Consider the following 24368-nt stretch of genomic DNA (forward strand, 5'->3'; position numbering starts at 1 on the left):
ATCAGGGGCAGAGAAGGAGAGAAGATGGAGAATAATGATCAGTCTGTTCAAGCTAGGGTGTTTAAGGCGCTGAATGAGGCGAGGGAGAGATTAAAGGCTGTTGAAGCTAAAGAAAGTGAACCGATTGCAGTTGTGGGTTTGGGTTGTCGTTTTGGTAATGATATTTCTACGCCCCAGGCATTTTGGTCTTTTTTGAAAGCTGGTGCTAATACCTTGCGGGATATACCGCGCGATCGCTGGAATGTTGGGGATTTTTATGATCCAGATCGCAGTAAAGCTGGTAGAATCTATGTGTCTCAAGGCGGTTTTCTCGATCATGTCTCAATGTTTGACGCGCAATTTTTCGGAATTGCACCGCGAGAAGCTTTACATATTGATCCTCAGCAGCGTTTACTGTTAGAGGTTGCCTATGAGGCTTTGGAAGATGCTGCTATGGCAGCACCTACTTCTAGACTTGGCAAAACTGGGGTTTTTATTGGGATTACAAATAATGATTATGCTCGTCTGATAGCTCCTGGGAAAGACTACAGCACCGTTGGGGCTTATCATATCTCTGGAAATCATATCAATGCTGCTGCTGGTCGCATCTCTTATCTTTTGAATCTGAATGGCCCTAGTTTGGCTGTGGATACGGCTTGTTCTTCTTCACTGGTGGCGGTTCATTTGGCTTGTCGTTCTTTGCGCTCGCAGGAATGCAGACAGGCTTTGGTGGGAGGTGTAAACCTGATTCTGACACCGGAAGTACCAATCGCGTTGTGCAGAAATCAGATGTTAGCTGCTGATGGTAGATGCAAAACTTTTGACGCAAGCGCTGATGGGTTTGGAATTGGCGAGGGTTGTGGAGTTGTTGTTTTAAAAAGGTTGAGTGAAGCTTTAGAAGATGGAGATCGCATTTGGGCGTTAATTCGGGGAACATCTGTAAATAATGACGGTGCAAGTGGCGGTTTTACAGTTCCCAATGGCCCTGTGCAGACAGATTTAATTCGTGAAGCTCTCAATGACGCGCGTTTGAGTGCCGATGTCATTGATTATATCGAGGCTCACGGTACTGGTACGGCTTTGGGAGATCCCATTGAAATTAAAGCCATCGCTGATGCTTTATGTGTCAACCGCTCTAAATCCCAACCTTTGTTAGTCGGTTCGATAAAAACAAATCTCGGTCATTTGGCGGCGGCGGCGGGAATTTCGGGTTTAATTAAAACTGTATTATCTATATATCATCAGCAAATTCCGGCTCATCTGAATTTCCACAAGCCAAATCCTCATATTAATTGGGACAGTTTACCCCTGGCTGTGGTGACACAAACTCGTCCCTGGACTGTTAGCAATCAGAAGATGAGAGCAGCTGGAGTCAGTTCTTTTGGCGCATCGGGAACTAATGCTCATGTGATTTTGAGCGAACCTCCTCAAGTACAATCGCCGATGCCAACAACTTGGCCTATACTGATTACTCTCTCTGCTAAAGATGAGGAACGTTTGCGTCTGTTGGCGGGTCGTTTTGTTGATGATGTTGATTTAAATTTAAGTGATGTTGCGTTAAGTCTGAATACAGGTCGTTTTCATTATCAGCAGCGATTAGCTTTGTTGGTTTCTAGTATTAGCGATTTTCGAGCGCAGCTTCGGGATTATGCAGGTTTCACGCAAAGGCGCAAAGGCGCAAAGGTAGGAAGTGGGGTTATTTATGGTGAGGCGCAAGGGAATATTAAGGTTGCTTTTGTTTGCAATGATCAGGGAGTGATTTTGTCTGGTGTGGGGGAAGAGCTTTTTGCTCATGAGTCTGTATTTCGTGAGGCGTTTGGGCGATGCGATCGCTTATTTCAAAGTTATTTAAATTTTTCCATAAAAGAGTTACTTGAGCGCAATCAAGATATAGATGATCCTTTGTATGTGCAACCTGTTTTATTTGCTCTGCAATATGCTATTTTTGAACTCTGGAAGTGTTGGGGAATTCGCCCTTCGGCAATTTTAGGTTCTGGTTTGGGTGAGTATGTTGCTGCTCAACAAGCTGGCGTTTTTTCTGTTGAAGATGCTGTTAAGTTGGTTGCTAGTCGGGCGCTTTTGTTTAACCAAAAATTTGGGGAAGACGGATTTTTGGCTTTTGAAAAAGTAGCTGCATCAGTTGATTATCATACTCCCCAACTGACTTTAATTTCTCATGTTAATGGTGAAGTTGTTAGTAGTTATATTAAAACTGCTGCTTATTGGGTGCAAGAACTGCGTCCATCAAATCATGTTGACAAGGGAATTGCTACTCTGCATCAGATGGGCTATGAAATATTTCTAGAAATTGTTAATCATAGTCGTGAAAATTTGCCAGCCAGCGAAATTCTCTGGTTGTCTAGTTTAGCGAAGGATGTTAGCAATTATCAGCAACTGCAAACTGTCTTAGCACAACTATATGTCCGGGGCGCAAATATTAATTGGAAAGAATTTCATCGTTATCGACCAGGGCAGAAAATTAGTTTACCAAATTCTCCTTTTATCCGCAAACACTATTGGGTTACTGCTGTTAATGAGCAACAGAATTCAGTCAGTAAATCTCATCACTATGGACATCCTTTATTAGGCGAGCGTCTACCCTCACCGCTATCTTCTATTCAATATCGAGCTAGTATTAGTCAGAATAATCCAGCATTTTTGGCTGAACATCAAGTTTTTGAGCAAGCGATATTTCCCGGCGCGGCATTTATTGAAATGGCTTTAGCTGCGGCAGAAGGTAAGGCGGTTAGTTTAGCAAATATTGAATTTACCAAAGCTTTATTGCTGGGAAATACGGAAAATGTTCTGCAATTGATTATTGAGCAAAACCTCGGTAATCAAGACAGTTTTTCTATCTATAATCAAGTTGATAAAAGTTGGGATATCCTCGTTACAGGAAAACTGGAAAAGTTAAAAGCAATTGATGCAATTAAACAAAATTTAACGGAAATACAAGCGGAATGTCCAGAAAATCTAGATATTAATTCATTTTATCACACATACCAAAAATCTGGAGTCAATTACGGTAAGAGTTTCCAGCTAATCCAGAAAATTCAGCGTGGTAATAATTGTGCATTTGCTCAAATTAAGTTAACTGAACCTCTGAGTTTAGAAGCCAGAAAATACCAATTTCATCCTACAATGCTGGATGCTTGTTTTCAGGCGATCGCAGCTATTTTATTTCAGCAAGAGTCATCTGTAACTTATGTCCCAATCAGCATTGCTAACTTCCAATTTTTCCGCTCTCCCGATGCAATTGTCATCAGTGCCGTCAGACTAACTAAAAATGCTCATAATTTAATTGTCTCTGACATTGATATTTATTCAGAACAAGGTGAGCTACTAGTAGCAATTACCGGATTTGAGCTAAAATCAGTTCAACGCCAAGAAATTATCCGCGCTCAAAACCAAGCTCCATCCTACTTAGAAGAGTGGATTCCCCTAGCACCCTTATTACCCGATGGTAGAGATTCTTTACTTACCCCTGATGTAATTAAAACTCAAGTCCAACCCCAGGAATTAGAACAGCAATTGGCGGATAAATTGCGCCAATATGAACGCTTGCTGGGGGAGATGGAAACTTTAAGCATAAATTATATTTGGGAAGTTTTAGAAAAGCTGAACTGGCAACCGAAATTAGGTCAAACTTATCCAGAAGCAGAAATTGCTGCTCAAGGTGGAGTAGTTGATTTTTATCGTCCCTTATTATCGCGGTGTTTAGCCATCCTAGCCGAAGAAGGAATTTTAACTCAGCAAAAAGATGGCTGGTTATTAGCAAAACAACCTAGTACATCTGCATCTCAATTACAAATTCCCCACCTTTGTCACGAATTTCCCGATTACCTAGCAGAAATTAACCTCATAGAACGTTGTGGTTCAGCTTTAGCTGCGGTGATGCGTCGCCAAATTGAGCCATTAGAACTACTATTTCCCCAAGGCGATTTAAATGCGATCGCATCTGTATATTCTGATGCGGCTGGTGCTAAATTGATGAATGAACTAATTGCCGAAACGCTTAAATGTGCATTAGCAAATTTACCAACAAATCGCCGGCTAAGAATTTTAGAAATTGGCGGCGGAACCGCATCAGCCACCACAGCGATTTTACCCCATTTAAATAATAGTCACATTGAATATGTATTTACCGATATTTCCTCTATATTTTTAACCAGAGCCAAAGAAAAATTCTGCGATTATCCGTTCATCAAATATCAAACCTTAGATATAGAACAAAATCCCTTAACTCAAGGTTTTCTCTCAGGAAGTTTTGATATTATTATCGCCGCCAACGTCCTTCATGCCACAGCAGAGATTGACAAAACCCTCCAGCACGTACATTCCCTAATTGCACCTAACGGCTTACTCATACTATTAGAAAGCACAGGCGCACGTCGTTGGATAGATTTAACCTTTGGCTTAACAGAAGGCTGGTGGCTATGCACTAACGATCCCCACCGCAATGGCTATCCTTTACTAAATACAAAACATTGGCAAAACTTACTTACTGCTCATGGATTTGCCCAAACTAATATTATTGAACCAACCCACCCAGACACACGCAACCTATTAAAACAAAGTGTAATTATTGCCAAAAGCCACCTTTCACCTCTGTGCGCCTCTGCGCCTGTGCGTGAAATAATCTTTGCCGATACCAAAGGAATAGCCCAAAATTTAATCACCCCATTCCAACAACGAGGTGTTGCTTGTTCTCTCATCTTACCTCAAGAAATTGATCCTGATAACGCCGAAGACTACCGATTAATATTACAAAAACTCATCACCCCAGAAACTCGTGAAATTGTCTACTTTTGGGCATTAGAATCAATAGAAAGTGAAATTTATCAAGCAGTAGAGACTCATTGTAGACGTTTCCTCTTTCTACTTCAGGCATTATTACAGTTAGAAAATCCCCCTGCCCTGATTCTCGTCACCCAAGGATCTGTACCAGCCAAAGAAGTAACAACGCTGACTTCTCCAGCCCAATCTTCATTATTAGGAATCGCTTTAAGCCTAGTAATAGAACACCCAGAATTAAATTTTAGAGCCATAGATTTAGATCCTGATCAACAAGATTTAGGAGAAGAATTATTCCGAGAAATCTACAGCGATACACAAGAAAACCGTGTAGCATTGCGAGGAGAGCAACGCTTTTCTCCGCGTTTAGTCGAGCAAAAACTAGAAGATGGAAACATTAATTTCCGTGAAGATGGTTTTTATCTAATTTCTGGTGGTACAGGCGGATTAGGTTTAGCCACCACCCGATGGATGATAGAACGTGGCGCTCGTCATTTAGTCTTATGCAGTCGTAGTGGTGTAACAGCGCTCACTCCCGAAATTCTGGCAAGTCTGCAATCACTGAACGCAGACATCCAAATCAAAGATGTTGATGTCACAGATGCAGAGCAACTGCACACCATACTCGAAGAGTGCCGATTGCAGTATCCGGTGCGGGGAATTTTCCACATCGCCGGCACTTTAGACGATACAACATTACTGCGACTGACACCAGAACGTTTTAACCATGTTCTAGCACCCAAGGTAAAAGGAACTTGGCTACTTCATCAATTAACGCTCAAAGATCCTTTAGATTTCTTTGTTTGTTATACCTCGGCTGTGTCGCTTATTGGCTCGGCTGGACAAGCCAATGCTGCGGCTGCGAATGCCTTTGAGGATGCTTTTGTCTATTATCGTCATGGACAGAATTTGCCTGCAACAGTGATAAATTGGGGACCGTGGAGCGAAGTTGGTGCAGCAGTTGATCGCAATGTTTTAGAAAGATTAGCCGCAAAAGGTTATGATGCGATCGCACCTAATTTAGCACTCCATACTTTAGAAAAAATCTTGGTGAACAAGATTGTCCGGGCTGGTGTAATTGCCATTGATTGGCAGCGTTTCCCCTACATTAACCAAAGCTTTTATCAAAACTTCTTACCTCAAGTAAAAACTAAATCTCCAACCGCAGCAAATATTTTAGAACAATGGCAAACAGTACCTGTAAAACAGCGTCGAGATTTGCTGATCAGCCACATTAGTTTAAGCGTTTCCACTGTATTAGGACTATCAATTAATGAAGTAGTTTCTCCCCAACAAGGCTTTTTTGACATGGGGATGGACTCACTCACATCCACAGAACTTCGCAATCTTTTGCAAACAGATTTTAACTGCTCTCTACCCACAACAATTACTTTTCGGTTTCCCAATGTGGAAACTTTAGCAGATTATCTCCTGCGGGAAGTTTTAAATATCTCTGAGGTGCAAATTCCTGTCCAAAAGATCATACAAGAAGTCCCTCAAATACAACTGGAAAAATATTCTTTAGAAACACCACAGCTAGAAGAAGATCCCATTGTGATTGTGGGGATGGCTTGCAGATTTCCAGGGGGTGCAAATGATCTGGAATCATTCTGGCAACTTTTAGCACAGGGAAAAGATGCCGTGAGAGAAATTCCAGGCGATCGCTGGGATATGCAAGCGTGGTATCATCCAGATCCCGATACACCAGGAAAAATATATTCTCCTTACGGAGCATTTTTAGAGCAAATAGATGAGTTTGATGCCGAATTTTTTGGCATTCTCCCCCGTGAAGCTGTGGCCATCGATCCTCAGCAGCGCTTGCTACTAGAAACTACTTGGCAAGCCTTAGAATCTGCCGGTCAAAACCCCCAGCAGTTACGCAACACTCAAACAGGTGTTTTTGTGGGGGCGATGACTCAAGACTATGCACAGTTGAGTTATGCTCCAGAAGCAATCAATGCCTATACCGGTTCTGGAACTTCTGTCAGTGTCGCCGCCGGTCGAATTTCTTATGTACTAGGCTTACAAGGGCCTTCCATGACAGTGGATACAGCTTGTTCTTCTTCTTTAGTCGCAGTACATCTAGCTAGCAATGCTTTGCGTAATCATGAGTGTGATATTGCTTTAGCAGGTGGTGTCAACATCATTTTAACCCCGGTAATTTCCTTAATTGAAAGTCGCGCCCATATGCTTGCACCTGATGGACGTTGCAAAACTTTTGATGCCAGTGCCAATGGCATGGTGCGGGGCGAAGGTTGTGGGATGATAGTTCTCAAGCGGTTGAGTCAAGCAATTAAAAATGGCGATCGCATTTTAGCGAAAGTTCATAGTACAGCCGTCAATCACGATGGGCCAAGTAGTGGGCTGACTGTACCCAATGGCGATGCTCAAGAAAAATTATTACATCAAGCACTCAACGCAGCCAAACTCAAACCAGAGCAAATAGATTTTATCGAAGCTCATGGTACAGGTACAGCCCTGGGAGATCCCATTGAATTAGAAAGCATGGCCGCAGTGTTTGGAAACCGTCCCCAAAATCGACCTTTAATAATTGGTTCCGTCAAAACCAATTTAGGACATTTAGAAGGAGCAGCCGGAATAGCTGGGTTAATCAAAACTGTTTTAGCCTTGCAAAAGCATCAAATTCCTCCCCATCTCCACTTTCAGCAACCAAACCCCCGTTTTGATTGGAGTACCGATATTTTTGAAGTCCCAGTACATGGAAAAAATTGGTATCCTAGCCAGCGAGAACGCATTGCCGGCGTGAGTTCTTTTGGATTTAGTGGTACTAATGCCCATATTATTGTCGGAGAAGTTGCCCGAAATTCTCCCCAACCATCAGAGCCAAAATTTTACTTACTACCCCTTTCCGCTCGTTCCGTAACATCTCTGCAACAGTTAGCTAAAAATTATCAGTCCGCCTTGAATGACTCTGTTAATTTAGCAGATGCTTGTTTTACTATCAGCACAGGTAGGGCTATTTTCCCCCATCGATTATGTATTCTCGCCGACTCCATTTCCACAGCCCAAAAAGCCCTGGCTGACTTCCAAACAGGTGAAGATTCAGACAATTTAATTACACAAATTAGCTCAGAAACTCAGCCCAAGATCGCCTTTCTCTTCACTGGACAAGGTTCTCAATATACCGGCATGGGAGAAACGCTTTACAACCAAGAACCAGTCTTTAGAAATACTCTAGATATTTGTGACCAAATCCTCCAACCAATTTTAGGAACATCACTATTAGATTTAATCTGGCAATTGCCAAATAGCGAATTACTGGCACAAACGCAAATCACACAGCCAGCCCTATTTTCACTGGAATACGCCCTAGCTAAATTATGGCAATCTTGGGGAATACAACCCTCAGCACTTTTAGGACATAGCATTGGTGAATATGTCGCCGCTTGTTTAGCTGGTGTCTTTTCTTTAGAAGATGCTTTACAACTAGTTATTCAACGCGGTCGCTTAATGGCAGAACTCCCGCACAATGGCGCGATGACAGCAATTTATGCTGATTATGCCACTGTCGCCGCTTATATTCAGCCCAATGACACTCAAGTAAATATTGCCGCAGCCAATGGTGCAATTACTGTCATTTCTGGCTCTGATGAAATTGTCGAGCAACTAGAGAAAACCTTTATAGAAAAAGATTATAAAACTAGACGTTTGACAGTATCTCATGCTTTTCATTCTCCTTTAATGGAGCCAATGCTTGATGATTTTGCCAAAGTTTTACAGACAGTTTGTTTCCATGAACCAAACTTAACTATTATTAGCAATGTCACAGGTAAACCAATTAATCAAGAAATCGCCACTCCCAATTATTGGCTAAGTCACATTCGCCATACTGTACATTTTGGCACAGGATTGCAATATTTAATTGACAGTGGTTATCGTTGCTTTGTGGAATTAGGCCCCAAGCCAGTGTTACTGGGTATGGCGCGACTAACCACTCAAAATCCAGAAATCTTATGGTTGCCCAGCATTATACCAGGAAAAGATGAACAAGCCCAGATGTACCGCACCTTGTCCACACTCTTCGTCAATGGTCATTCTATAGAATGGACGGAGGTATTTCAGCCAGGACAGAGAATTTCTTTACCTACTTATCCATTTCAACGAGAACGCTACTGGTTATCAAATTCCCAATTTCCTGTAGCCGAAATCAAAACTAAATTGCATCCTTTTATTAGTGATTTCAAAAAATTAGCTACAGGAGAAATTATTTTTGAGGGAGAAATAAGTGCTGATAGTCCCGATTATCTTCAAGAACACAAAGTATTTGGCAAAACTTTATTTCCGGCTACGGGTTTCATAGAAGCAATTCTAGCCGCCAGTCAGAAAATATTGACTGGGAATGGGGCAATTATTCAAAATGTCTCCATTCATCAAGGATTAGTATTATCTCAATCTCCAACTACTGTACAAATCATTTTTAAACCCCAAAAATCTCACTACAGTTTTGAGATATTTAGTCAGACTTCAGCCGCAAATAATTGGATTCTCCATGTAAACGGTGAGATTAAACCCAACCATCAGCCAGCACCTGCATCTGTGCATAATTGGTCTGATATAGCCGGAGAATCTGTTGCTATCTCTAAATTTTATCAACTTTATGACCAGATGGGAATTAGCTATGGTCAGCGTTTTCAAGCTATTCAAAAACTACGCCATTTAGAAAATGGTTCTCAGGCGGAAATTAGTATTGATAGCAGTTTGACAGACCAGCGATATTGTCTGCATCCCGTGCTTTTAGATGCTTGCTTGCAAAGTATTGGCGCGGCGTTCCCCCAAATTCACGGTCAGGAATTACATTTACCTTACGGTTTCTCCTCCTTAGAATTATTTAGTAATCCTGGTTCTCAAGCTAAAACGCACATTCAGATTAAATCTAATACTCATGATGCCATAGGCGTAGACTTAGAAATTTATGATCAACAACATCAGCTTTGCGCTCGGTTTACAGACTTAACAGCACGGCGGACTAATCCCGCAATTTTACAGAGTTTATGGACAGAAAAGGCTAAAAATTGCTTTTACCAATCGCAATGGAAACAGCTAAATTCAATTGCCAAAATTACAGTCAAATCGGAAAAATCTTGGTTAGTATTTGTGCATCCTGGCGCAGGGTTGCATCAGGTGATCAACTTATTACAACAAGCAGGAGAACGAGTCATTACTGTCGAACTTGGTGATGGTTATAAATGCCGTTCTCAAGATGATTTTGTGATCAATTTTGAGCAAAAGTCTGATTTTCATCGCTTATATCAAGAAGCATACCCAGCAGGAGAATTTCCCACAGGGGTAATTTTCACTGGGGAAACAGAATATGCAGATCCAGTCTACAAGAGTTTTCATAGTGCGCTGCACTTAATCCAAACCGTCACCACCCACTGGCAAAAATTACCTGATTTATGGTTAGTAACTCGCGGTGCAAATAAAATTCTGGCGGAGAATTCCTTACAACCTCAACAATCTTTGTTATGGGGATTAGGTGCAGTCATTAATAACGAATATCCCCAAATGCGGTGTGTGTGTTTGGATTTATCACCAACGGCAGAACCTGATGAAGGGGAATTTTTGTTTAAAGAACTTCATACCCCCAGCAACGAGTTACGCCTAGCTTTACGCCAAGGAAACCGCTATGGAGCCAGGTTAGTCTCTGCAACAATTCCCCCAGCCCAAAAGCAACAATTAGTAAGCCAAGAAGGAGCTTATTTAATTACTGGCGGTTTGGGTAAACTGGGCTTGTTGCTGGCGCAATGGTTATCAGAAATGGGAGCTAGTCATTTAGTTTTATGTAGCCGAAATCTGAAATCTCCACCAGAAGCCATCACCTCATTGGCAAAAAATGGGACACAAATTACAGTTATCTGTGCTGATATTGCTTCACCAACAGATATAGAAGAAATTTTCGCTCGTTTTGGTCAAGATTTACCTCCCTTGCGGGGAGTAATTCACGCGGCTGGTGTTTTAGATGATGGGTTGTTAAGCAATCAAAATTGGCAAAGATATCAAAACGTGATGCGTCCTAAAGTAGAAGGTACTTTATTATTAGACCGCTATACTCGTGATTTATCTTTAGACTTTTTCGTTACCTTTTCTTCGGCTGCTGTGGTTCTTGGTTCACCTGGTCAAAGTAATTACGCTGCTGCTAATACTTTTATGGATGCTTTGATGCAGCAACGACAAAGTTTAGGATTACCTGGTATCAGTATCAATTGGGGTGCATGGGATACAGAAAATGAAATTGACAAAAAACGTTTGGCTGGTTGGGGTATTGAAAGTATGTCAGCCCAGACTGGTTTTAAATATCTGAGTCAATTGATTTTGGCTAATGTTTCCCAATCGGTAATTATTGATATTGATTGGGCTAATTTTCAAGCCGCTTTTAATCTGAATCAGATGTTTTTTGCCGAAGTAATCCAACCAAAAGAACAACAGGAAAAGATTTCTGCTAAAATTTTAGAAAAATTAAACTCTGTATATATAGATGAGCGCACCGCAGTTTTAACCAAAGAGATTGAGCATGTTTTACGGGAACTTACTGGATTAGCGCCCAATAGTATTATCCCGCAAAAAACTTCCTTTTTAGACTTAGGTTTAAACTCTCTAATGGTGCTAGAATTTAAAAATAGTCTGGAAAGAGAGTTAGGTTGCAATTTACCATCGTCTGTAATTTTTGACTATCCTAATCTTACAGAACTAATCACTTACTTGCAGGTAGAAATATTAGCACCTAATATCGATTTTGAGGTGAAAACCAATTCACTAGTAGATCCTGGAAATCCCTATGACAGTCTCAATGAAGATGAACTAGCAATACTACTTAATCAAAAACTAACGGAGTTTGATCAATATGGTGAGTGAATATTGAGGCAATAGTTCATAAGGTAGTAAAATTTCAGCAAATCAAAAAGTTTTAGTTGACAAATAGGAGAGTATAGCTTTGGAAAATGTTGGCAAAATTCCCTTCAAGTATGAATGGCGAAATCGCTGGATAATCATCAAAGAATTTATCCAGAATCCAGTTCAAGAAATCTCGTTTTTACGAGACACATTCCAGGTATCTGAACTTTACACAGGTATAGCTAAACGAGATAAGGATCTTAACAACCCCAATATTCCCCAATGGCTCAACTTTGGCTATTGGCAAGAAGAAACTACTTACAATGGAGCTTGTGCAGCTTTAGCCCGTAAGTTAGGAGAAGTTGCTGAACTTAGCCCTGGAGAACAAGTTTTGGATGTTGGCTTCGGTTTTGCTGAACAAGATATCCTCTGGATGCGTGAAAACAATTTGGGCGCAATTACTGGTATAAATACTACAGAGCTACAAGTAAAAATTGCTCAAGAACGAGTAGCTAGGGCGGGACTAGAGGAACGAATAAATCTTCAGGTAGGTTCGGCAACAAAAATACCTTTTGCAGAGAATTCTTTTGATAAAGTTACAGCTTTAGAATGTGCTTTTCATTTCAATACCCGTGAAGATTTTTTTGCGGAAGCATTTCGAGTTTTGCGTCCTGGTGGGAAACTAGCATTAGCAGATTGTTTGCCTAGAGTCGGACGAGATATTAACTTTTGGTTGCGCGTCAATAGCAAGAAAATGTGTATTCCTTTCGTCAACCAATATGACCGAAATACATATGTGGAAAAACTCAAAAAGCAGGGATTTGTAAATATTCAAGCTATACCAATTGGCGAATATGTTTGGCCTGCTGTTGTGCATTACTTTGCTCAGGTAGGTCAAGGAATTAGTAAGCACGATCTAGTAATTAATCTCCAAAAAGATAATCCCGGACTTGAGGCTTGGTCACGAGATCGGGGTTGGTTTATGGCGTTTGATGATTATATTTTATTTTCAGGAGAAAAACCAGATTAGATATTTCCTGAAAATAATAAAATTGCGGAGAGAACAATGGCTCAAAATATAGATAATAAAAAACTAATAGCCGCAACTTTAAGCAAAATGGAGGCAATGCAGGCTCGCATTACCGAATTAGAAACTAGACAAAGTGCGCCAATTGCTGTTATTGGGATGGGATGTCGTTTTCCTGGAGGAATAAGTTCTCCGGAAATCTATTGGAATTACTGTCAAGCTGGTGGTGATGCAATTGTAGAAGTTCCTGCCAACCGTTGGGATATTTCAAAATATTATGCTCCAGAGCCAACCCCTGGCAAAATGAATTCTCGTTATGGGGGATTTCTGCAAGAGGATATTACAGAATTTGATGCCCGTTTCTTTTCTATATCTGCCCGCGAAGCCACCTCAATGGACCCCCAACAAAGGTTATTGCTGGAGGTTACATGGGAAGCTTTAGAAAATGCCAATATACCACCTACTAATTTAGCAGGCGATCGCGTGGGTGTGTTTGTTGGTATTACTAGTGTTGACCACGCCATGACGGTCTACAAAAGCAATTATGAGCAAATAGATTCGTTTTTTGGGACAGGAAATTCCCTGAGTGCCGCCGCCGGTAGGTTATCTTATTTTCTCAACCTCCGCGGCCCTGCTATGTCTATTGATGCGGCTTGTGCTTCTTCACTGGTTGCTATTCACCAAGCTATTCGCAGTTTAAGGAATCATGAGTGCGAACTAGCTTTGGTCGCTGGGGTAAATCTCATCTTAAATCCCGCAATTACAATTAACCTTTCCCAGTCGGGGATGATGTCTCCAGATGGTCGCTGCAAGACCTTTGATGCGGCTGCAAATGGTTATGTGCGGGGCGAAGGCTGTGGGGTTTTAGTGCTGCAACGCTTGTCTGCGGCTCAGAAAAAGGGCGATCGCATCCTCGCTGTCTTACGCGGCTCGGCGGTCAATCATAACGGTGCAGCCGCCGGTTTAACAGTTCCCAGTGGCCCAGCACAACAAGATCTACTCCGTCAAGCCTTAACTGATGCCAGAGTATCTCCCCAAGAAGTGGGGTATATAGAAGCACATGGAACCGGAACATCTTTAGGAGATCCCATAGAAATGAATGCGATCGCAGCTGTTTATGGAAAGCGATCGCAACCTCTTTACGTCGGTTCAGTTAAAACTAATATCGGACATCTTGAAGCCGCCGCAGGTATAGCGGGAATGATCAAGACAATTCTATCCCTCCAGCATGGCGAAATCCCGCCTCATCTCCACTTCCAAAAGCCAAATCCCCTGATTAATTGGCAAGGATATCCCATCAAAATTCCCAGTCAAATCATACCCTGGTCTAATCATGGCGAAATCCGCATAGCTGGAGTTAGTTCCTTCGGTTTTTCTGGAACCAATGCTCATGTAATTGTTGAACAAGCACCTGCTGCAAAAACAACAGAAATTAAACTGCAACGTCCTAGCCATCTGTTGACGATTTCGGCTCATAACGAAACCGCCCTCAAAGAGCTAGCGCAACGTTTTCACACTCGCCTAGAATCTGATCCAGAAATCGGAGATATCTGTCATAGTGCAGCTATAGGTAGATCACCTTTACCTGAACGATTGGCCATTGTTGCAGACACATTACCAGAATTGCAACAAAAATTATCAGCTTTTGCTAACGAAAAAACCATTGATCATCTGACTTTTTCTCAACGCTTCTCAGGCGAAAAACAGCCCAAAATTGCTTTTCTCTTCACTGGTCAAGGAGCTTGCTATGCAGGGATGGGTGAGCAACTCTATCAAACCCAACCTACATTTCGCAAATATATTGATCAATGTGCCGACATTTTAGCCAATCATTTAGAGTATTCATTACAAAATATATTATTTGGTAATCAAACAGATTTACTCAATCAAACTGCATACGCTCAACCAGCTATATTTGCTCTAGAATATTCTCTGACAATGCTGTGGAAATCTTGGGGAATCGAACCCAACTTACTTATTGGTCATAGCGTTGGTGAATATGTAGCAGCTTGTGTTGCTGGAGTATTTAGCTTAGAAGCAGGTCTACAATTAGTTGTAAAACGTGGGCAATTAATGCAAACTGCGCCCACAGGAAAAATGGCTGTAGTTTTTGCAGATCAAGCCACTGTACTTTCTCTGCTCGAAAATTACACTGATACAGTTTCAATTGCAGCTATTAACCATCCCCAACAAATTGTAATTTCTGGGGAAAGCCACAGCATTGACCAGATAATTGCCAATTGCAAAACTCAAAATATTCCTGTGCAATTCCTCTCACTTAGTGGGGCTTATCATTCTCCATTAATGGAGCCAATTTTAGATGAATTTGAAACTGCGGCTCAGAGTATTGATTATGATGAACCAAAAACCTTGCTACTTTCAGGAATTGACGGACAACCTTTAGAAACTGCGCCAAATGCCAGTTATTGGAGAAAACAATGCCGTCAAACTGTGCAATTCTTGCAAAGTATAATTACTGCCTTAAATAAAGGATATAACCTGTTTTTAGAAATAGGATACAGACCAATTTTAGCAGAACAAGGTCGTCGTTATCACGATGAAGCTATCTGGCTTAGTTCTCTCAATAGAGGTTTAGATAGCTGGCAGACAATGCTGGCAACATTAGCCCAACTTTACATTCATGGAGTTAGTTTTAATGCCGAAAAATTCAATCAAGATTACGGCTACCGAAATGTACAATTACCAACCTATCCCTTTCAAAGAAAACGTTTCCAATTTCAGCCGCCAAGCCAAATTAACGAAGAGCATATAGAAAGAGAGCAAACTAAAATGACAGTAGCAAAAGTTTCCCATACCCAAAAACATCAGCAAGAAATCGGCAAGCAGTTAAAATCTATCTTGGCTGTGCTTCTCAAAGAAGATGAAAATGAGATTAGAGATGATGAAACCTTATTAAATCTAGGAGCAGATTCCATCATCTTGACGGACTTTACTCGCAAAATCGAAGAGAAATTCAGCGTTAAGGTCAGAATAGATCAATTGTTTACCGATTTGCAAAGAATTGTTGATATAGCTAATTATCTCTCTAATTATATTGCACAGGAAGCATTAGAGACATCTGAGCCAATATCCGTAGGTAATATAATATTAAGTCAAAACTCCGAATTAAATAATTACCTGTGGGTAATTTCCCAATTACAACCGATTGTAGTTGCCTATATTCTCAAAGCTTTAGGAGCATTAGGTCAGAGCCTAAATCAGGCAGAAACTTGGACAACAGAAAACTTATTGCAAACTTTGCCCATTGCTCCCAAATATTATCTTTTAATCACTCGTTATTTAAAAACTTTAGAGCAAGCGGGAATTATTCAAAATCAAGGTAATGTCTGGACGGTAAAAAACTTACCTACGCCTTTTTCTTTACCAGAAACCATAGAAAATCTGCAAACACATTGTCCCGCAGCGAAACCTGAGTTGGAAATGTTGCAACGCTGTGGAGAAAATCTAGCAGAAGTCATAAAAGGAAATATAGATCCTTTAGAGTTAATTTTCCCAGCAGGTTCACTGATTCATGCAGAAAGCATATATGGCAATTCTCCTGTATCTCGTTTGATGAATCAACGAGTAGCCCAAGAAATTAACCGAATTTTAGAGAATTTTTCTAGTAGCGATCGCCCTTACCAAATTATCGAAGTTGGAGGTGGTACAGGTGCAACTTCCGAAGCAATTCTTAATAACTTAAATCTCACTAACGTAACTTATTCTTTTACCGAACTCTCTCCTGTTCTCCTCAATAAAGCCCGTCAAAAATTTCAACACAGAGATCATCTCAACTTCCATCAACTAAATATTGAAAAATCACCAATTTCTCAAGGGATACCAGCACATTCTTATCACATAGTTGTTGCGGCTAATGTGCTTCACAGTACCCGAAATATAACAGAAACCCTCAATCATATTCGGGAATTACTACTACCCGGTGGTTTTTTAGTCCTACTAGAAACAGTAGAAAATAATTCCTGGCTAGATTTAACTTTTGGACTCACACCAGGATGGTGGCGTTTTCAAGATAAAGAATTACGTTTAGATACTCCCTTGTTGAGTGGCGAAACTTGGTGTTCTGTTTTAAAACGTTGTGGTTTTACCACCACAGATATTTTTTCTCAACAAAACAATGTCAGCATCTACAATGGGCAAGAGTTAATTATTGCTTCCGCCCCTGCTGAAAGTGCTATTGTTAGCCAACCAAAAACAGTAGCTGTATCAATCCCCACCTCTGGCAAAGAAGCTTTGATGATGGCTCAATTACAATCTTTGAAAGACCTCAAAGATATACATGAAAAAACCATAATCAAGCAATTAGAAATACTCCAATCTGCATCTGTTGCACCAAGCCCGACATCAGAAGTTTTAATTAGACAGACAGAACCTGCGCCTCCTCAAAAAGCCACAATAGAAATTGCACCTCTCCCCCAGAAAATTAAAACTGATTCACCTAAAAAACCTAGCTCTCCCAGTTTAAACCCGCTTGCCTTAAAGCTGGCTGAAAATAAATCTTTAACGGAAAAACAGCAAGCTTTTATCAGCAATTTACAGATTATTTATAATCAAAAAACCGCGAAATCAAAGGCATATTCACAAAATAGCCGTAAAACAATGGTTGATGTCAAACCTACCATTGATTTCCGTATGGCTTTAAAAGAATTTCAATATCCCATTGTCTCAGAATCAGCCCAAGGTGCATATTTTCGGGATATCGACGGTAATGATTATATCGACTTAGCAATGGGATTTGGGGTTAACTTTTTTGGTCATAGTCCTGATTTCGTCATCGCAGCAGTTCAGCAGCAAATGCAACACGGAATAGGATTAGGAATGCAATCTAATATTGCGGCAGAAACGGCTGCTTTAATTAGTGAAATAACTGGTGTGGAGCGGGTGGCTTTTAGCAATACTGGCACAGAAGCAATTATGGCAGCAGTTCGCATTGCTCGTTCTCGGACAAAACGCTCAAAAATTGTCCTGTTTTCTGGTTCTTATCACGGTACTTTTGATGGCATTTTAGCGCGAGTCGGAGAAGAGCCAGGAACTGCTCAACCATTGAGTCTCGGTACACCATCAGGAATGGTTGAAGACGTAATAGTTCTTACTTATGGAGCCGAAGAAAGTCTAGAAATAATTGCGGCTCAAGCTGATAATTTAGCAGCAGTTTTAGTAGAACCAGTGCAAAGCCGTAAACCCGATTTACAGCCTCAAGAATTTCTGCAAAAATTACGCAAATTGACTCATGAAAAAGAGATCGCCTTAATTTTTGATGAAATTATTACTGGATTTCGCATGGCTCTAGGAGGAGCGCAGGAATGGTTTGACGTTGAGGCAGATATAGTAGTTTACGGTAAAGCCATTGGTGGCGGTTTGCCTATTAGTATGATCTGTGGTAAAGCAGATTTCTTAGATACAATTGATGGCGGTTTTTGGAGTTATGGAGATAATTCCCATCCGCACACAGAATTAACTGGTTATGGTGGGACTTTCTGCCGTCATCCTTTGGCTCTGGCTGCTTGTCGTGCAGTGCTGCTAAATTTACGCGCACAAGGTGGAACACTTCAGAAACGAGTCAATCAATTAACTAATCGATTAGCAACAGAAGTTAATGAATTCTTTCAAGAAACTGGAATTCCCATCCGCATAGTTAATTTTGGTTCTCTGTTTCGCTTTGAACCCTTTGGAGCTTATAGTCTTTTTCTACAACCAATTGAATTACCGCTTTTTTATTACTTACTAAATCTCAAAGGTATTTATACATGGGAAAAACGCGTTTGTTTTCTCTCTACAGATCATACCAATCAAGACATCGATAAAGTAGTAATTGCTGTCAAAGAAGCGATTAGAGAACTGCGACAAGCGGGTTTTTTTGAAAATGCCAAACCACCCCAAGCAAAGAAAAGAGAAGAAAGCGATCGCTCTGACGATGAAGATGGTAGGAGTAGTATAAACCAGAGATTTCCTACTAGTGAAGCGCAACGTCAACTTTGGCTATTGGCAGAATTAGACACAACCGCTTCCGCATCATATAACGTCACTACTTCCTTAGAACTTCGTGGTAACATAGAGATTTTATATTTACAGCAAGCTATTAATGAAGTAGTCAATCGTCATGAAGCTTTGCGAACCCAAATTTTAGAACAAGGCGAGTTACAGGAAGTTCTCAATACTGTCAAAATTGACTTACCGCTCATCAATTTAATAGATGCAGAAAATCCCGAAGCTGCTGCTTTAACATTAAGAACTCAGCTATCTCAAAAGCCTTTTGATTTAGGTAGCGCTCCACTATTTGCAGCTGTTTTGATGCGTTTAGCACCTGAACACTATCTACTATCTTTAAAAACCCATCATATCGTTGCCGATGGTTGGTCACTAGGGCTAATTTTGAATGAAATCGGCAAACTTTATTCAGCTAAAATTGGCGTTTCTACAGACAATTTAGCGCCACCAATGCAGTTTCGCCAATATTTAGCTTTGCGACAACAAGAAGCGCAAAGTTCACAGATGCAAGAGCATCGTGATTTTTGGTTGAAAACCTATGAGGGAGAAATTCCCGTATTTGAGCTTCCTACTGACTTTCCTCGTCCTGCTGTCAAAACTTACACAGGAGGTAGAGAAAGTAAAATTATTGCTCCTCAACTGTGGCGAAACTTGCAAACTGTAGGACGCAAAAACCAAGCAACATTATTTATGACCATGTTCGCCGCTTACACAGCTTTTCTGCGGCGAATTTCTGGTGATGATGATTTAGTCATTGGTATTCCCATTTCTGGACGACAATTTGAGGGAAGTGAGGGCTTAGTTGGTTTTTGTTCGCAATTTTTACCAGTTCGCATCCAGACAAATATCACTGCTTCTTTTGTTGACCATCTTCGCCATACTAAAGAAACACTCATAGCTGCCTTTAAGCACCAAAGTCATGCCTTAGAAGAGTTATTAGCAGCTTTACAATTACAACGGGATTTTTCTCGTTCTCCCTTGATATCCGTATCTTTCAATATGGACCCTAGTTTAACTCTACCTGAGTTTGAGGGATTAGAAGTATTGTTGCCGCCAGAGCCAATTGGATACACTCCTTTCGATTTAGGCTTTAATTTCATCGAAATCAATGACGCGCTGATTATCTACTGTAACTACAATACAGAATTGTTTAAACCAGAAACTATCAAACAGTTTCTCGAAAGTTTTGAATTTTTGATGGAGGGCGTAATTAATAATGGCAATAGGTTACTTTCTCAGTTGCCTTTATTAACACAGTCGCAAGAGGCAAAATTACTAGCAGAGTTGCAAGGACAAACCATAGATTTTCCCCAAACCGCCACAATCATTGATGACTTTATTGCAAAAGTTAATTCTACACCAAATGCACCAGCATTAATTGTGGGGGACAATACTCTCAGCTATGGAGAATTGAATCAGAAGGTTAATCAATTAACAAATTACTTGCATCAAAAATATCAGCTTAGTTACGGAAAAGCGATCGCACTCATAATTGGACGTAATCAAAACTTAATTATCGCCATTCTTGCTACTTTCAAAACTGGAGCTACTTATGTTCCCATAGATCCAGAATATCCTCAGAGCCGCATCGATTTTATCTTAAAAGATAGTGGTTGTGATGTCTGTCTCACCGAGAGTAATTTTGTTTCTCAATTACCTCAAGATATAGAAGCAATTTGCTTGGATAAAATTGATCATACTCTGGCAAAATTTGACACCAGTGAACCTCATATTAAACGAGACTCTAGCCAAATTGCCTATATTTTATATACTTCTGGCTCAACAGGAACCCCCAAAGGAGTCATGGGTTGTCACATCTCTATTTTGAATGTAATTCGGAGTTTACGACTTACCTTTGACTTAGATCAACATCCTGACTGGCACTATATCTTTACCGCACCTATCACCCATGATCCCTCTTTGCGGAATATTTTTCTCCCGTTAACAATCGGCGCTGCTTTATATATGTACGAAGTCAAGCATATAGGGCATTTAGTTTCCTTTTTACAGGAAAACCAAATTAATGCACTGCACACAACGCCATCTATTTATCGGGAAATCTTGGCTGTACTTGACACTGGAGAAACTATCCCCAGCTTAAAATATATCTCTGCTGGGGGCGAGAAATTAGACCGAGAAACTGCGATCGCTTTACGAAAACGGTTCCCAGCCGATATCGTCAGTAATGTCTATGGCTCCACAGAAACTTGTGTAGGAGTAGCTCAATATAGAATAGACGAAAATTTAAATACAGACGTACCTCTTGGGGAGGTTTTCCATAACAATCGCTTATTTGTCCTTGATGAATTTAATAACACCGTACCTCTTCATGTAGTAGGTGAAATTTGTGTAGAAGGTGTAGCATTAGCAGCAGGTTATCACAACCTCCCCCAAATCACCGCAGAAAAATTTCAACCTAGCTTTATGACTGAGGGAAAAACTATCTTTAGAACCGGAGATTTAGGTAAACAAATTGCCCCAGGCGTGATTGAATTTCTTGGTCGTAAAGATAATCAAGTTAAGGTGAATGGCTATCGTATAGATCCAGGAGAAATTGAATACCAACTCAGCCGCCATTCTCAAATTGAGAGAGCAATCGTATTGCCTACTAATGTAGATAATCAAACCCAGTTATCAGCCTATTGTAAAACTGAGTCAGACATAGAAATTTCCGAAATTCGAGAATTTCTATCGAACTTTTTGCCCGTTTACATGATTCCTACTTTCTTTATCTTCTTAAAGCAATTTCCCTTAACCAGACATGGGAAAATTGATTTGCGATCCCTGGCTGAATTCAAGGGAATAGGTAACTTAACACAGTTAGCGTATACTGCACCGCGCAATAATTTAGAGTCCAAGCTCGTACATATTTGGGAAAAAATTCTCACCAAACAACCCATTGGCATTTTTGATAACTTCTTTGAAATTGGTGGACACTCACTGCTGCTTTCCAGAGTGGTAACTCACGTTCATAAAGAATTAAATGTGTTGGTAAAATTGGCTGAATTCTTTAAAGTTCCCACAATCGCCGGATTAGCAGCTTTAGTATCTAAAACCCAATATGACTATCAAGAACCCATACCAGCAATAACTCAGCAAACGTCTTATCCTATGTCTCATGGGCAACGCCGCCTTTGGGCTTTAGAATTCTTAGATCGCAATCATACTGCCTACGGAATGCCCAGTGCTTATCTATTCAAAGGTAATTTAAATATTGCTGCCTTTGAAAATGCTTTTCAACATTTGCTCCAACGCCACGAAATCTTGCGTACTACCTTTACATTAATAGATAACGAACCCCGTCAAGTTGTACATGAGAGCATGAATTTTCAAGTCAAACAAATAGACTTGACCGAGGATGAAGAACAAGCAGAAATCATTGCCGAAGCTATTCACAACAATGCCAAAAATACTTTTAATTTAGAAACAGGGTCTTTACTCAAAGTTAACTTACTAAAAGTCACTCAACAGAGCTATATAGTTCTGTTTAATATGCATCATATCATTTCCGATGGTTGGTCAGCAGGCGTTTTAATTAAAGATTTCCTTGTGCTGTATCATGCTTATGGACAACAGAATCTAGAATTACCACCACCTTTAAGGATTCATTATAAAGATTATAGTTCCTGGCAAGAAAAGCGGTTAAATACATCAGAGCTACAAGCACAACGTGATTACTGGCTAAATAAATTGACTCCTGCTCCTACACGTCTTAACTTACCTTTAGATTATGCTCGACCAGGAGTTCAAAGTTTTCAAGGATCTGCGGTTATCTGGCAGCCAGACCCAGAATTAATCAAGGGTTTCCGGGTATTATTGCAAAATCAAGAATCTAGTTTGTTTATGGGGTTACTGACTTTGGTCAAGAGTTTTCTGTTTTGCTATACCGAACAAAATGAGATTACAGTAGGCTCTCCCATCGCTGGCCGAAATCATCCCGATTTAGAAGAACAAATTGGTTTTTATGTGAATATGTTAGTCTTACGCGATCAAATAGCAGTAGATGACAGTTTTGCAACTTTACTTGCCAAAGTCAAAACAACCACACTAGAAGCTTATGACAATCAAGAATATCCTTTTGATAAACTAGTCTCAGATTTAAATTTTCCTCGCGATCCTAGCCGTAATCCTCTATTTGATACTGCCATTGTTTTGCAAAATAATCAAAATGTCGAGTTATTACTAGATGGAATTACTGTTCATCCCCTTGACCAAGAGATTGTGAGTGCTAAATTCGATTTAGAATTTACATTTGTGGAAGAGTCTCAACTATATCTGAAGCTAATTTACAATACAGATATATTTGTCCACGAACGTATCTCATTGATGCTAAAGTTGTTAGAAGGTCTGCTAGAAGAAATAGTAAAATTACCGGAAATACCATTTCTAAAGCTGTCTTTTAACACAGAAAATTCTGATGAAGGAGATAGCAAACTTTTTGCCACAAATTTTAATTTTTAGAAAAATCCACAACGAAACTAGGAGAATTGTATGAATAAGAAACCACCAATCCTTGGAGTTTTAGGCGGCATGGGGCCTGTAGTTACCGCCGAATTTCTCAAATCTATTTACGAATATAACCAGTTTATTCATAAGGAACAGGAAACACCCAACGTCATTGTTTTTTCACTACCATCTATCCCAGATCGCAACAATTCTATTAATACTGGGAATGAAAGAGAATTTATTGATTTTATCCAGTTTCATCTGGAAAATCTCAATAAAATTGTTGACCACATAGTGATTGGCTGTTGTCTAGCTCATTATTCTTTGCCTGAAATTCCCGAACATCTGACTGAGAAAGTAATTTCTTTAATTAAAATCGCCGACCAAGAACTTCAACAACATGATGAATCTGCCCTGTTATTGGCAAGCACAGGAACTTACACCAAAAAATTGTTTCAGGAAGGTTGTGCTGCTGCTGAACGCATTATTTCTCTGTCTGAAACAGAGCAAGATTTGATCGATGATATGATATTTAAAATCCTCAAACGAGGACAAGATCCACTTACAATTCTTCCCGATATCCAAGCATTATTAGATAAGTATAACACTCGGTCTTATATTTCTGGTTGTACAGAATTCCATCTGTTCACCAAATCTCTCAAGCTCAATGGAATTGATTCTATAAAAGCGATTGATCCTTTAAGTACTATTGCCCAAAACTTTTTTCAAATATTTGTAGGACTTACGCAATAACTCTCTGCAACCCTCTTTCCTTCGTGTCCTTCGCGTTCTTTGTGGTTCGTTTTTTCATGATTTTGCGTAAGTCCTGATTTGATTATAATTCGCTTTGATAAAAAAGGACGTTATATATAAAGTTTCTACATATATAAGGTCTCTAGGTGAATTTGGCGCAATTTAACCTAGAATTGGGATCAGGCGGATTTTGCTTGTGTAGTAGCGATTTGTGTAAAATAATTTAATCTAGGAGCAATTGCATGACAGCTATTTTCCCCCAATTTTCTACAGTGAATCTTAAAAATCAGAAGGTTCTTTTAATCGGGAGAATGTACGATGAAACAGGTGAAAAACTCCTGGAAGAATATACTAATATCCAGATTTTAAAAGACCCAACAAAAAATGAAATTAATCAAGCTATTCAAGAAGCATCCGGCGTATTTGTGCGTTATCCGACTAAATTAGATGCCCAAGCTATCGGATTAGCAAAAAAAATTAAAAGTCATTAGTACATCTGGATTTGGCACTG

At 40.1% G+C, this 24368-nt stretch carries 5 protein-coding genes; all 5 read left to right on the forward strand.

The window, feature by feature from the left end:
* Positions 1-24: 24 nt before the first annotated feature.
* The 5 genes from NSP_RS18585 to NSP_RS27060 all read left to right on the forward strand — a co-directional run bounded on the left by NSP_RS18585 (position 25) and on the right by NSP_RS27060 (position 24348).
* A complete protein-coding gene (locus tag NSP_RS18585; protein WP_006195949.1) occupies positions 25-11646 on the forward strand; it encodes a type I polyketide synthase in 11622 nt (3873 codons plus the stop codon).
* 79 nt (positions 11647-11725) lie between these two features.
* On the forward strand, positions 11726-12655 hold the full coding sequence (locus tag NSP_RS18590) for a class I SAM-dependent methyltransferase (RefSeq protein WP_006195948.1): 930 nt from the start codon (positions 11726-11728) through the stop codon (positions 12653-12655).
* 36 nt (positions 12656-12691) lie between these two features.
* Positions 12692-23119: a hybrid non-ribosomal peptide synthetase/type I polyketide synthase gene (locus NSP_RS18595; RefSeq protein ID WP_006195947.1), complete on the forward strand. Its 10428-nt coding sequence runs from the start codon at positions 12692-12694 to the stop codon at positions 23117-23119.
* A gap of 30 nt (positions 23120-23149) precedes the next feature.
* Complete coding sequence (locus tag NSP_RS18600) at positions 23150-23857, forward strand: aspartate/glutamate racemase family protein (RefSeq protein WP_006195946.1); 708 nt, start codon at positions 23150-23152, stop codon at positions 23855-23857.
* 242 nt (positions 23858-24099) lie between these two features.
* Entirely contained in the window at positions 24100-24348 is a 249-nt protein-coding gene (locus NSP_RS27060) for a hypothetical protein (protein ID WP_017804329.1), read from the forward strand.
* Positions 24349-24368: the final 20 nt, after the last annotated feature.

The sequence above is a fragment of the Nodularia spumigena CCY9414 genome (genome assembly GCF_000340565.2).
Classification (GTDB): Bacteria; Cyanobacteriota; Cyanobacteriia; order Cyanobacteriales; family Nostocaceae; genus Nodularia; species Nodularia spumigena.

Coding starts and splice junctions, on each gene's coding strand:
- NSP_RS18585 (WP_006195949.1), top strand. CDS start 25: ATGGAGAATAATGATCAGTCTGTTCAAGCTAGGGTGTTTAAGGCGCTG.
- NSP_RS18595 (WP_006195947.1), top strand. CDS start 12,692: ATGGCTCAAAATATAGATAATAAAAAACTAATAGCCGCAACTTTAAGC.
- NSP_RS18600 (WP_006195946.1), top strand. CDS start 23,150: ATGAATAAGAAACCACCAATCCTTGGAGTTTTAGGCGGCATGGGGCCT.
- NSP_RS27060 (WP_017804329.1), top strand. CDS start 24,100: ATGACAGCTATTTTCCCCCAATTTTCTACAGTGAATCTTAAAAATCAG.